Raw genomic sequence first — 12700 nt, forward strand, 5'->3', positions numbered from 1 at the left:
GAGGAGCGGATCGGCGCTCACCACCGCCACCGGCAGAACGGGCCCAGCACGATGATCCTCTCCCCGGACCGCGACCCGCGGCTCATCACGGTTCGTCGCGGCGGCACCCTCACCGACGACGACCACCGCCTCCTCGCCCTCTGGGCGGCCGACTGCGCTGAGCACGCCCTCCCGCTCTTCGAGGCGGCCGTCGCCGATGATCGGCGTCCGCGCGACGCGATCGCCGCCGCACGGGCATGGGCAAGCGGAGAGATGCCGATGATGACGGCACGCGCCCTCGGCGGTCATGCGATGGGTGCGGCCCGCCCGCTCACCGGCGCACCCCGATTCGCCGCCTACGCCGCCGGCCAGGCCGCCTGCGTGGGACACGTCGCCGAGCACGATCTCGGCGCGGCAGCCTATGCGATCAAGGCCGTCGCCGCGGCAGCCCCGAATGATCCGGCCGCCGGCAGCAAGGAGCGGGAATGGCAGCGCAGCCGACTGCCGGTCGCCGTCCGCGATCTCGTCCTCGAGGACCAGGAGCGCCGCAACGCTCTCTGCTGGGGCGTCTTCTCCGACTGAGACGCGAACAGCCCCAGCGATCGGTGGGGCTGTTCGTGCGTCGGGCCGGTCAGTCAGCCGACTCGTTGCAGGGTTCTCGGCTCAGGCGCGGCGTCGGGCGAGCACGTCGTTGACGGCGTCGAGCGCCGGGGCCTTCGTGGCCCGGATCGCCTTGCGACCGTGCTCGAGCGGGCTGTCATCCCGTGCGGAGTCGCTGAGCTCGTTGCGGTAGCCGAGCTCTTCGGCGAACTGCGCGGCGATGTCCTCGCGACTGCGGGCCTCGGTCTCGTACGAACTCGCGTCGGCGGCCTTCGCCGCCGGCACGGCGTGTTCGGCCTCGGGGGCATCGACATAGCTCGGCACGGGCAGCGGCGTCGGCGACCAACCGCCGCGGGCCATGAGGCGCTGCTGGAACGGGTCGGTGACCGCCGGAGCCGCCTCCTTCGCCTGCGGCGCACGTGCCGGTTCGGGAGCCGCCTCGGCGAGGTCATCGGCCACCCCGGTCACGGTCACCGCATCGGACTCGGCAGCGGATCCGGTCGACGCGGGACTCGCCTTCGCCTCCTCTTCCTCGGCGGGAGCAGAGGTGGCCTCGTCGATGACGGGGATCGGTCCGGTGAGGAGGATCTGGCGGGTCGTGTGCCCCTCGGCGGCCTCGCTGCGGATGTGCACGATCGGGATCTCCCCGGTGACGGCTTCCTCGCGGGCGTACTTCGCCGTGGCGCTGCGCTGCATGACGGTGCGGGCACGAGCGGCCTTCGCGGCAGCGGCCGGTTCCGCATTCGACGCCGCAGCCGCCGCAGCAGGCTTGGCTGCCGTGACAGGCTTGGCTGCTGCGGCCGACTTCGCGACGGTGCGCTGGGCGGCCGCGGCCGACCGCGATGCCGTGGTCCGCGTCTTCGACTGCGCAGTCGGCGCGGACTCGGCAGAATCCGAGACCGCCTGGGCGGGGGCTTCCGCGACCGCAATGGACTCGCCACCGTGAGCCGATGTCGTGCCGAGGCTGCGGAGCTGGCGCTTGATGTCGCGCTTGCGCAGATTGAGGGTCCGCACGATGAAGAGCGAGACGACCGCGAGGCCGGCGAACACTCCGATGAGAGCCGGGTGGACGACGGAGACGAGCGCGAGGACACCGGTGACGAGAATGCCGAGCACGGTGGCGAGGAAGACGAGCGCGAACCCGCGGACCATCGTTCCGGTCGACCGCAGGGATTCGCGCAGTCGGGCAGCACTCTCAGTCATCGCAGGGTCCTCTGTGTCTCGGGCGGTCGGTTCGGGTGTCGCAGGACCGGGCGCGGGCGTCTGTGCGCGCGCCGCGGTCGTCGCGGGACGGTCGGCCCCTCCCCCGCGGGGGCGAGGCAGCTGGGTTCGGCCCGCGGAAGTCGGTGTCTGCGGACCTCGGGGCGTCTCGCCGAGGCGGCCCGTGCCACCGCTCACCGAGTTCGTCGGTCCCGACGCGGCCTGGCTGAAGACGGCGCGCACCGCGGGGTGAAGCGGACGGATGTCGGCGTCGTGCGCGGGACTGTGTCCGGCGGCGACGAACGTCGACGCGGATTCGCCGACGGCGACGGGCAGCTGTCGGGGCTCCGCGCTCTGCTCGTGAGGGGCGACCGCCTCGGCGCGGGACTCACCCTCTCCGTCGATGACGGCGAGTTCCGGGGTCTGCGCGGACAGCCGCAGGCTGGGAACCGTGCCGGCGGGGGTGTGACCGACGCGCGGCACGGATGGCCGGGCCGCCTCGGTGCGGAAGACGGTGACGCGTTCCACCTGGTCACGGCAGGGATTCTGGGACTCGGCAGGGACCACTCGGGCATCATCGGGGACACGGTCGAGGTCGACGCGGGAGATCTCGGTGGCCGAGCGGCGGATCAGTGCGGGCACGACGACGACGAAGACCACGGCGATGGCGATGACGACGATGATGCTGGTGTCCACACTGCAAACCCTAGAGGTCACGATTGGACAACGTCGTGAACGAGAGTGGTGTGTCGGTCAATCCGCCAGGAAGTTCACACGATTCGGTTCAGGCCCTGCTCACACCGGGTCCGCCGCGGCCTCCGCCGGTGCCGTGTCGGAAGGTTGCGAGGATGCCGTGGGGGACGTCTTCGACGGTGAGCGCGAACGTCCGGTGATCGCTCCACCGCCCGTCGATGTGCATGTAGTTGCGCCGCAGGCCCTCATCACGGAAGCCGAGCTTCTCGACGACGCGCAGGCTCGCCGCGTTCTCCGGGCGGATGTTGATCTCGATGCGATGGAGGCCGAGGGAGAACAGGCAGTGATCGGTGGCCATCGCCACCGCGAGCGGGGTGATGCCGCGACCGGCGACGCGGGAGTCGATCCAGTAGCCGATCTGCCCGCTGAGGATCGATCCCCACGTGATCCCGGAGACGGTGAGCTGCCCGCGGAACTCACCGGCGACCTCGATGGCGAAGGGGACGGTCTGACCACGCTTGGCCTGCTTGTCATACATCCGGACCATCGACCGGAATCTCGGGGTCTCCTGGCCGGGCACCGGCAGCGTCGCATCCCAGGGGCGCAGCCAGTCGCGATTGAAGGCGCGGACCTCACGCCACGCGGACTCGTCGCTGCGACGCAGGGGTCGCAGCGTCACCGCGGTCGTGGTGTCGCGCAGCTCGATCGGCCACAGCGGGCCGTCACCGATCACCGGGGCCTCCGGGAGCCGCCGGACTCACCGCGGCCTCTGCGGTCACAGGGACCTGCAGGGTCACCGGGAGGCCGGCCGGTGGCGCGGCACGCTGTCGCATCGGTGCTCAGTCGAGGTCCGCCACGTACTCTTTGAGCCAGCCCTTGAGGTCGTCGCCGAGGTCGTCGCGCGAGCACGCGATCTGCACAACGGCCTTGAGGTAGTCGAGCTTGTCACCGGTGTCGTAGCGGTCGCCGCTGAAGACGACGCCGTAGACGCCGTTGCTCGCAGGGTCCCCGGCCAGGGTCTGCAGGGCGTCGGTGAGCTGGATCTCGTTGCCGCGGCCGGGCTCCGTCGTCTCGAGGACGTCGAAGATCTCCGGCGCGAGGACGTAGCGGCCGATGATCGCGAGGTTCGACGGCGCCTCCTCCCGGGCGGGCTTCTCGACGAGGCCGGTGATCTTGACGACCTCGTCGTCATCGGTCTGTTCGACGGCGGCGCAGCCGTAGAGGTGGATGAGCTCCGGCGGGACCTCCATGAGGGCGACGACGCTGCCGCCGGTCGATTCGGCGACGTCGATCATCTTCGGAAGGATCGGGCTGCGCTCGTCGATGAGATCGTCGCCGAGGAGGACGGCGAACGGCTCGTCGCCGACGTGCTGGCGTCCCTTGAGTACGGCGTGGCCGAGCCCCTTGGGGTCGCCCTGGCGCACGTAGTGGATGTCGGCGAGCTCCGAGGAGTGGCGGACGGCGGCGAGCTTCTTGTCGTCGCCCTTCTTCGCCAGTGCGGCTTCGAGTCCGTCGACCCGGTCGAAGTGGTCCTCGAGGGGACGCTTGTTGCGTCCGGTGATCATGAGGACGTCCTCGAGGCCGGCGGACACGGCTTCTTCGACGACGTACTGGATCGCCGGCTTGTCGACGACGGGCAGCATCTCCTTGGGGGTGGCCTTGGTGGCGGGGAGGAATCGAGTTCCGAGGCCGGCGACGGGGATGACGGCCTTGCGAACTGTGCTGTGGGATTGATCGCTCATGACGTTCATCTTAACCAGTCCTCACCCACCGGTTACGCTGAAGGGCGTGGATCCTGAGACATCGAAGTCCCGTCTGCGCGCGCTCGTGCGGGCGCGCCGGGCCGAGCGAGCAGCGTCGTCCCGGCCGGATGAGCCGACGATCGCAGCGGCCCTCACCGAGGCGGTCGACCGGATGTGGCCCGGTGATGGCCTCACCGGGCGCACCGTCGTCGCCTATGCGGGCCTGCCCGGCGAACCCGATCTCGATCCGGCGCTCGATGACCTGCTGCGCCGCGGGGCGCGCGTCGTCCTGCCCGTCGTCACCCGCCTCGGTGAGGCTCTGCGGTTCGGTGAGGTGAGCGCAGCGATGAGCACGCTGCGGCCGCAGGGCCGCTGGGGGATCCGGGAACCGGCCGTCCAGTGGAGCGCCACCGCTCTCCTCGCCGAGGCGGTCCCCGACCTCATCCTCGTCCCCGCCCTCGGATTCGGTCCCGGCGGAGCCCGGCTCGGCAACGGCGGCGGTTTCTACGACCGGACGTTCGGACCGTTCGGGGAAGCGCCCCTCGACCACGGGCAGCGCCCCCGTACCGCACGGGGCCCGCGGGTCGTCGGCGTCTGTTTCGCCGGTGAGACGGATCTGCCCGGGCTCACCGTCGAACCGTGGGATCTGCGCATCGGCGAGATCCTCACCGAGGAGGGGCTGGAGTGGCTCTCCGCGGAGAAATAAACGCCCACTTATACGTGTTGACCTGTGGACAGCCCGTGCGCACCGCGGCGCGACTCCGCCGATGCTCGGCCCCGTGGACTATAATCCTTACGTCGAAGAAAGGTTCCGAATGCCCGTCTATTCCTACGCATGCAAGAGCTGCGGTCACAAGTTCGATATCCACCAGGACTTCAGCGATGACTCGCTCACGATCTGCCCCGAATGCCAGGGACAGCTGAAGAAGGTCTTCGGCACCGTGGGAATCAGCTTCAAGGGCTCGGGCTTCTACGCCACCGACTCCCGCAACAGCTCCTCGAGCTCGCTCTCCCCCTCGCACAAGGATTCCTCGGCAGGCGGCTCCTCGGACTCCTCGACGTCCGCGTCGTCGACAGCAGGTTCCTCGACGTCCGATTCGACGTCTGCGAAGAAGGTCGGCGCGAGCTCCTCGTCGAGTTCCTGATCCCGCTCACTCGCGTGCAGTCCCCTGGGGACGCCACCGTCACTCATGTTCAACTCCCCTGTGGATGCCCACCGCGCATCCACAGGGGAGTCGTCGTCTGTTGACCTCACCGATGCCGCAGGCGCAACGTGGCCGCCATGACGCTCATCGAACGCATCAGGCGGCGACTGCCCTCCCCGGCCGCCGGGACAAGGGTGCGGCCGCGACGACTCCTCGCGGCCGCCTGCATCGCCGGTGCGTGCGCACTGCTCGCCTGGCTCCTCACTCCGGTACAGGGTGACACCCCGGTCGTCGTGGCCGCCGCGGACCTCGCTCCGGGGACTCAGCTCACCGCCGCCGATCTCACTCTCGTCGACTATCCCCGCGACTTCGTCCCGAGCAAGGCGTTCTCCTCGATCGAAAAGGCCGTGGACAAACGGACCTCGGCCGGCGTGTCCGAAGGGTCCCCGCTCACCGCCTCGGCGGTGCTCGACCAACAGGCGCTGCCGGCGGGGAGCACCGATCTCATCATGCCCATCCGCCTCGCCGATGATGAGTCCGCGGGCCTGCTGCAACCGGGGCAGCGCATCCGCCTCTTCAGCTCACTCCCCGAGGGCGGATCGGAGGTCGTCGTCGAGGAGGTGACGATCGCGCGCCTCATCCGGAAGGAGAACGGCATCGCCGCGGAATCAGGCCAACTTGTCTCCGTAATACTGTCGCCCGACGACGCCGGACGGATAGCGGAATTCGCCGGTCTGCCGATCAGCTTTGCAATCCTCCCTCAGTGAATCGCGATTCTTCCGGCCGCGAACGCCTTTGTTGCACCGGTCACATTCATCGCCGACACCGGGATGTCGCGATTTGTTCGCATGTCTGCGCTGTTGGGATTCCTTGCTGGTGTGTACTACGTAACCGTCATTGAAAGATTAGAGTTGCATTAATGCTCACACCACTGAAAGGGTGCCGCTAATGCTTAAGGGTTTCAGAGACTTCATTCTCCAGGGGAATGTCGTCGAGTTGGCAACTGCCGTTATCATCGGCAGCGCCTTCACTGCGATCGTCACGGCGTTCTCCGACAAGATCATCAACCCGCTCATTGCGGCGGTCGGCGGCGCTGAGGGACCAGCGCTCGCGTTCCGCATCAAGCCGAACGTGCCGGAGACGACCATCGACATCGGTGCGGTCATCACTGCGGCGATCAACTTCCTCATCGTTGCCGCCATCGTGTACTTCATCATCATCGTCCCGATGAACAAGCTCAATGAGCTGCGCAAGCGCGGTGTGCCCGAGTCCGAGGTGCCCCCGACCGCTGAGGACCTGCTCGGCGACATCCGCGATCTGCTGCGCAACCAGGCTGCGGCCAACGCCGGACCTGCCGGTGGCGCCCAGGGCCAGGGCGGCGGATACATCGACCCGAACGAGCCTCCGCGCCACTGATTCCCCGACGTGGTCACGAAGGGCCGTCTCCCCTGCCGGGAGGCGGCCCTTCGTCATGTCCGCGGTGAGGGTCAGCGCCGTCACCAGTGCGGGGGCTTCTGCGACCGGTAGTGCTCGGCGCTGAAGCCCTCATTGCCGGATTCGGCTTCGTTGCGCAGGGTCGCGCGATACTTCCGCAGCGCCCTCTCCAGGCGCTCTTTCCTCACGGCATCCTCGTCTGAGGTCGGGCGATCGTCGGCTGGGGTGGGGCGGTCTTCGGCTGGAGTGGGGCTGTTCTCGGTTGCGTGACCCTCGGCTGAGCCCTCCCCGGCCCCGCGCTTCCCGTCCGACGCGGCAGAGCGATCCGCAGAACCCGAATCCTCACTCGCCTCCGTGGCTGGGTCGTTCGCGGGTGTCGAGGAGTCGTCAGGACTGCTCATCGGGGCGGTCTCGCTCACCGCTGCGGGAGTCTGCTTCCGCGTCCTCCGCCGAGGCGGTCGTCGACTCAGCGTCCGACCTGGGCTCAGCAGTGACATCCGACCCCGAGTCGGCAGGGGCATCCGCCTCGGCGTCGATGAGTCCGGCATCGCGCAGCGACTCGGCGCGGATCTGCCCGGTGTCGAAGCTCGGGATGACCTCGCCTTCCTCGGGACCGCGCGCATCAGCGGTCGGGATGAACACCTCGGCGCCGGTGACCTTCTTCGCCTGCGCATGGCGCTGACGGTAGCGGTCGACCGCCGCCTGCAGCTGCGTCTCCCCGCGGGGGCTGTTGCCCTTCTGCGCAAGCGCGGTCCGCAGGAGTTCCTTGATCTCCCCGTCGCCGCGCACCACCGCATCCGACTGGATCCAGTCGATCATCGCGTCGAGACCCTCATCGGAGTACTTGTGCATCGGCAGCCCGGGAACGAGCTTCGGACGGCTGCCCGTGCGCCCGACGACGACGGACGCGGCCCGGGCGGCATTGAGCACGGCCTGCGGGCTCATCGTCTCGACCGTCGCCTTCCATGCGTCGAAGACCTTCTCCGTCTCGGCCTGCGGATCGACGAAGGCATCCGTCGACCACACCCGCATGAACTTCCACCCGCGGCGCTCGAGCTGTTCGGGCACGACCCGATCGCGCTGGCGGAGGCTGCGGATCGAGGCGTAGTCGGGGCCGTCGCCGGAGACGGCGATGATCATCCCGTGCTCGTCCTCGGCGGAGTTCGCGACCGCGAGATCGATGCCGTTGTAGTGTTCGTGGGCGACGACGCCGAGCTGGAGGAGGCGATCGGCGATGTCGTTGAACAGCGGATCGTAGATCTCCCCGTGCGGACCCGGCTGACGGACACCGCCGGCGGCGATCTCCTCGAACAGCTTCGGCAGCAGGGTCGCTCCCCCGGTGAGCTTCGCTTCGTCGAAGTCGTCGGACTCGATGCTCGAGACCACGGTGAGGCGCTTGCGGGCCCGGGTGACGACGGCGGCGAGGATCCGATCGCCGTCGGGACCCGAGAGCGGACCGAAGTCCGGGATGACCCGGCCGTGCACGGTGCGTCCGTAGCCGAGGGAGAAGATCACCGCATCCCGGGACATGCCCTGCACGCGTTCGGCGTCGGTGACGACGAACGGCTCCTTGCCGGGGTCGTTGAAGAACGCCGCGACGTAGGGCAGGTCCTTCATCGCCCGGGAGATCGCCGTGGCGATCCGCTGCGCGTGGTGGGGTGTGAGCGCGACGACGGCGAGGGACTCCCGCGACCGCGTGCGAGCGTGCTTGAGCACGAGTTCGACGACGCGCTTGACCTCGGCATCGGGGCTCTCGACGCGACCGGTGCCGATGTCGGTGGGGCCGCGCCCCTCGGAGACATAGGAGAATTCGAGGCCGGTGCCCTCCCCGGTGTGCGCAGTCGGCAGCGTCGAGATCGTCGAATCGTAGAAGTGGCGATTCGCGAGATCGATGAGGCCGACGGGAGAGAGCCGGTAGGAGTTCGAGAGGTTCATCCGCGGCAGGAACTCGCCGAGGCGGTCCTGCACCGAGTCCGGATGGTCCCCGTCATCGGCGCCCCACCGGTCGACGGCGATCGAGAACGACCGGGGCCCGAGCAGACGCGAGTCGCCGAGCGAGATGACCTGACGGGCGCGCGTGATGCCGGGCACGACATCGGCGACCGAGAGCCGACCGCCGTCGGCGATGACGACGGCGTCGAAGAGCGGAAGGGCGGCGAAGAGCTCCGGCACGGTGTAGGGGCTGGCCATCCACACCGGGGCGAGCGTCGTGAGGAGGTCCGGGGCCTTCGTCGACATCCGCTGCACCGAGGTGTGCGGTGAGAGCAGCTCCTGCTTGATGACGCCGGCGGCGATCGGGTCGGCGTCGATCGCGCGCTTCCACGCCTGGGCATGGTTGAACCGCAGGCGTCCGGCACCGGCGGCGACGAAGGCGCGATCATTGTCGCGGAAGCCTTCGGCGACACGGTGGAGAGCGGCCCCGTCATGGCGGCCGATCTGCGGATCCTCGCTCGCCATCGTCTGCAGCACCGACGCCCAGTAGGCGAGGTCGAACTCCGGACCGACGAGGTGGTTCTCGACCTTCCGGCGGCGCAGGTCGGTCATGAGGTCGGACATGCCCTCGGCGCTGAGCTCGCGTTGGAGTCGGGAGCGTTCGGGCAGGTCGGCAAGGTTCTCGGAATCTCCGCCCATCGCCTCGGCGCGGGCCTGCAGCTCCTCGATGAGCATGCCGCCGAGGTCGCCGCCGTCGGGGGTGGTCTCGAGGACCGGGGCGAGCTTCGCGACGTCGGCTTCGACGCCCTGGAGGATCTCATCGGCTTCGAGGACGCCGCGCGGGATCTGCGGACGTCCGTCATGGCCTGCGAGGTCGCGGAGGATGACCCGCTGGGCGCGGACGTCGATGAGGGCCGCGTGGAGGTCGGGCACCTCGGCGCCGGGACGGAGGAACTCCTGTGCGGACTTCTTCAGGCGCTTGCGCTGGAGCATGCCCATCTCGATGCCGCGCTCGCTCCGGTACTCCGAGGATCCGGTGGCGGCGATGAGGTCGTCGAGCCGGTGGTCGTAGACGTCGGGGGCGAACCGGTCGAGTGTCGTGCGGACCCGGAGGAGGACCTTGATCGCCCGCGACCAGTCGTCGAGGTTGCGCCGCGGGTTGAGCTTGGCCTTCGCGAGCACGGGTTCGACGGCGGCGACGAGGTCGGGCAGGGTGCGGCCGAGGCGTTCGGCGACGGTGCGCGCGGCTTCGGCTTCGTCGACGGATTTGAGGTCGCGCCGAACCACACGGTGTCCTCGACGTCGAGGGTGAAGGCGCCGAGGGAGGCGAGTTCGCCGAGTTTGCCGCGCAGCGCCGTGCGCCGGTCGTCGCTGGCTTCGAGGATGTCGTCACCGAACCGCACTCCGGTCTGCGGCGAGTCATCGCCCGAGGTGAGCTCCGCGAGATGCTGCATCGTCTCGTAGACGGAGACGTCCCACGGCGCGCGCGACGGTGGAGGGAGGCGACATGGTCGCTCAGTGTCGCACGCTGCTCGTTGAGCTCGCCGAGCAGACCCGCGAGGTCGGGGCGCTCGGCCCGCTCAGCCGAGCCGATGAGCCCGATGAGCTGACGTTTGATGTGGTCGGCGCCCTCACGGGTGTCGACGGCGAAGTCACTGAGTCCGACCTCGCCGAGGCGGGCGGAGAAATCGTCGAGCGCATCGGAGGTCTGGGCGAGGAAGAGGACGCTCTTGCCCGTGTGCGCGAGTGTCGTGGCAACCGCGACGGCGACCTGGGTCGCGCCGGTGCCCGGCGGAGTGTCGACGACGACGGACCGTCCCGAGACTGCGGCGTCGACGACGGCCTGCTGGTCACCGTCGACGTCGATGACGAGGAACTCCTCCTGCGGCTTGCGATCGGGCAGGGGCGTGACCGGTTCCTGGAGCGCCGCGGGCACGAACTCCTCGCCCGCCGGCATCCCCGTATCGGACGCACGCGATGCCAAGCCGGGCCGTGCCGTCGAACCGGCTGGTGCCGAACCGGCGGCTGGCGTCGAGCCGGCCTGCGCAGCAGAACCGACGGCGCGTGGCGCGGAGCCGGCGGCCTGCGTGGCGGCGCCGGTCGAGTCCGCCGAGCTGATCGGCACGGTCGGCTCGCCGGTGTCGTCCCCAGCCTCGGAGGCTTTGTCGGCCCCGGCACTGGCGCCGGGCGCGGCTGTGCCTGTCGCGGCTGCATCGGACCGGTCCGTCGCGGTGTCCGCGCCCGTCGCAGCGTCCGTGCCAGTCGCGGTCTTCTTGGGAGTTCCGGTCTCTCAGCCGGCGTCGCGGCGCTGCCGGAGGTGTCCGAGTCTGCGGTCGTCGAGTCCGCAGTTGTCGAATCCGCGGTCGTCGACCCTGAGGTCGTTGCGGCACCGGATGCCCGGTCACCGGTGGTCGTGTCGGCGGCAGCGCGGTCGTCGGCCGCACGATCACTGCGCGCGGCGCTGTCGTCTTCGCCGCTCGCCGACGTCGGTGCACCGTCCGCGACGGACGTCTCGCCAGCGGTCGCTGTCGACTCAGTCGCGCCCGCTTCGTCTGCGGCCGTGATGTCGGAGCTCGGCTTCTGGCCTGTGTCCTGGTTGCGAGCACCCGGCTTGTCTGCGTCCTGCTTGCCAGTGCCCGGCTTGCCGGCGCCGGCGTCGGCGCCGGTGGACGATGCTGCGTCGTCGCCGTCAGACTTTCCCGCGGTCGTGCGCGATGCGGAGGCAACACCCTCTTCGGTGTTCGCTGCCGTTGTCGCGTCAGCGTTCGTCACCGTTGTCGAGTCGGTCCCCGTCGCCGGGCTCGCGTCGGAAGGAGCCGGTCCTGTGGTCGGTGACTTCTCGTCGGCGTGATCAGCGGTCGCCGAGGAAACTGCCGCCGCGGAAGCAGCACTAGTCGCCGCAGCGCCCGTGGCATCGTCGCCGGTGGCAGACGCATCGACGCTGCCTGGCGCGGCCGTGGATGCGGCGGACGTCGCGCCACTCGTGTCCTGTCCGGACGGTGCCGCCGATCGCGGTGTCCGGCACGGCACGGTGACGCCCCCGCCGAACTGTCCGCGCACCTCGGCGTCGCCGGCGAGTGCCCGCAGGATCGGATGCTGAGTGGGCAGGTAATCGCCGGTGAAGGAACTCGCGATGTTCGCGAACGTCGAGACGATGAAGCGGTGGTTGATCCGCAGACCGGGCACCGACTGGGCAAGTTCGCCGAGGCGGTCGAGTGCGGGCCCCGGATCGAAGCCGTGCGGTCCCCCGGTGGCGTCGACCCAGTCGTCGACAGGCACGTCGAGGTCGTACACCTCGGCGAGGTGCCGGACGAGGGCCGGGTTGATCGTGATCTCATTGCCGAGGACGATCTCGTAGTCCTCGACACGGGAGCCCCGCGGCACGAGCGTGATGTGGCGCAGCACGACGGGGGCGTTGAACTTGTATTTGGAGTCCTTCTCCGTCCACGAAGCGAAGCCGATCGCGAGGTGGGCGGTGCGGATGCCGCGTTCGTTGTCGAGCTGCTCGGCCTTCGAGCGGATCGACCGGGCACGACGGCGGGCGTCGGCGAGGATCTCGTGGTCGCGGATCAGGCTCGACAGGCGCGTGGGGCGACCGGCGAGCAGCTGAGCGAGGCCCGACGGGTGGGCTCCCGAGAGGTCGATGCTGCCGTCGCGAGAGTCCCGGAAATGAAGCATGGTGTCGCGACCGCCGAGGTGGGCGGCCTGCTGCTTCCACTCGGCGAACGCGCCCCCGAGCTCTGGGTACTGATCGTCAACAACGGAATCTGGCACAGTTCGACCCTAACGAGAAACTTCCCATAACACGTGCTGGCGCACCGTGAATCATCGAGGTTTCTTCTACGCTACACTGGGTGATCGTGGTTGACGACAGCCACACGGCCCCCGTAGCTCAGGGGATAGAGCACCGCTCTCCTAAAGCGGGTGTCGGCAGTTCGAATCTGCCCGGGGGCGCCTTCACGCCGCTTCTCAGCA

Annotated in this window: 11 protein-coding genes, 1 tRNA gene and 1 pseudogene; 7 read left to right on the forward strand and 6 right to left on the reverse strand. The window is 69.3% G+C overall.

What is annotated here, in order from left to right:
• Window positions 1–51: 51 nt before the first annotated feature.
• A complete protein-coding gene (locus tag AC2W7K_RS03260) occupies window positions 52–561 on the forward strand; it encodes a putative immunity protein (protein ID WP_198499544.1) in 510 nt (169 codons plus the stop codon).
• Between the two features lie 81 nt (window positions 562–642).
• Here AC2W7K_RS03260 and AC2W7K_RS03265 read toward each other — a convergent pair whose 3' ends face one another.
• The 3 genes from AC2W7K_RS03265 to galU all read right to left on the reverse strand — a co-directional run bounded on the left by AC2W7K_RS03265 (window position 643) and on the right by galU (window position 4214).
• Window positions 643–2475: an NfeD family protein gene (locus AC2W7K_RS03265; RefSeq protein WP_198499545.1), complete on the reverse strand. Its 1833-nt coding sequence runs from the start codon at window positions 2473–2475 to the stop codon at window positions 643–645.
• An 88-nt stretch (window positions 2476–2563) separates the two neighbouring features.
• A complete protein-coding gene (locus AC2W7K_RS03270; protein ID WP_198499546.1) occupies window positions 2564–3205 on the reverse strand; it encodes a GNAT family N-acetyltransferase in 642 nt (213 codons plus the stop codon).
• Between the two features lie 106 nt (window positions 3206–3311).
• Window positions 3312–4214, reverse strand: coding sequence for a UTP--glucose-1-phosphate uridylyltransferase GalU (gene galU, locus AC2W7K_RS03275; protein ID WP_198499547.1), 903 nt, complete (start codon window positions 4212–4214; stop codon window positions 3312–3314).
• A 46-nt stretch (window positions 4215–4260) separates the two neighbouring features.
• Here galU and AC2W7K_RS03280 point away from each other — a divergent pair, with 46 nt between their 5' ends.
• From AC2W7K_RS03280 to mscL, 4 genes are all read left to right on the forward strand, one after another.
• A complete protein-coding gene (locus tag AC2W7K_RS03280; protein ID WP_232623682.1) occupies window positions 4261–4920 on the forward strand; it encodes a 5-formyltetrahydrofolate cyclo-ligase in 660 nt (219 codons plus the stop codon).
• Between the two features lie 109 nt (window positions 4921–5029).
• Entirely contained in the window at window positions 5030–5359 is a 330-nt protein-coding gene (locus AC2W7K_RS03285; RefSeq protein ID WP_198499549.1) for an FmdB family zinc ribbon protein, read from the forward strand.
• A gap of 137 nt (window positions 5360–5496) precedes the next feature.
• The gene (locus AC2W7K_RS03290; protein ID WP_486005743.1) at window positions 5497–6126 is read left to right on the forward strand and encodes an SAF domain-containing protein; all 630 of its coding nucleotides are present in this window, start codon (window positions 5497–5499) and stop codon (window positions 6124–6126) included.
• A 181-nt stretch (window positions 6127–6307) separates the two neighbouring features.
• Window positions 6308–6775: a large conductance mechanosensitive channel protein MscL gene (mscL, locus tag AC2W7K_RS03295; RefSeq protein ID WP_137824384.1), complete on the forward strand. Its 468-nt coding sequence runs from the start codon at window positions 6308–6310 to the stop codon at window positions 6773–6775.
• 80 nt (window positions 6776–6855) lie between these two features.
• Here the strand turns inward: mscL and AC2W7K_RS03300 are convergent, their stop codons facing one another.
• On the reverse strand, window positions 6856–6981 hold the full coding sequence (locus AC2W7K_RS03300) for a hypothetical protein (RefSeq protein WP_269780025.1): 126 nt from the start codon (window positions 6979–6981) through the stop codon (window positions 6856–6858).
• Between the two features lie 199 nt (window positions 6982–7180).
• Window positions 7181–10012, reverse strand: coding sequence for a hypothetical protein (locus AC2W7K_RS03305; RefSeq protein WP_486005744.1), 2832 nt, complete (start codon window positions 10010–10012; stop codon window positions 7181–7183).
• Window positions 10013–10232: 220 nt separating this feature from the next.
• Between AC2W7K_RS03305 and AC2W7K_RS03310 the strand changes: the two genes are divergently transcribed.
• Window positions 10233–11576: a hypothetical protein gene (locus tag AC2W7K_RS03310; RefSeq protein WP_486005754.1), complete on the forward strand. Its 1344-nt coding sequence runs from the start codon at window positions 10233–10235 to the stop codon at window positions 11574–11576.
• 509 nt (window positions 11577–12085) lie between these two features.
• On the opposite strand, the pseudogene AC2W7K_RS03315 reads toward AC2W7K_RS03310, so the two are convergent.
• Window positions 12086–12403: pseudogene (locus AC2W7K_RS03315) on the reverse strand (DUF4011 domain-containing protein); the annotation flags it as partial.
• Between the two features lie 203 nt (window positions 12404–12606).
• Here AC2W7K_RS03315 and AC2W7K_RS03320 point away from each other — a divergent pair.
• Window positions 12607–12679: transfer RNA gene (locus tag AC2W7K_RS03320), tRNA-Arg, on the forward strand.
• Window positions 12680–12700 lie beyond the last annotated feature (21 nt).

Source organism: Brevibacterium sp. LAARM2_SD2 (genome assembly GCF_057364785.1).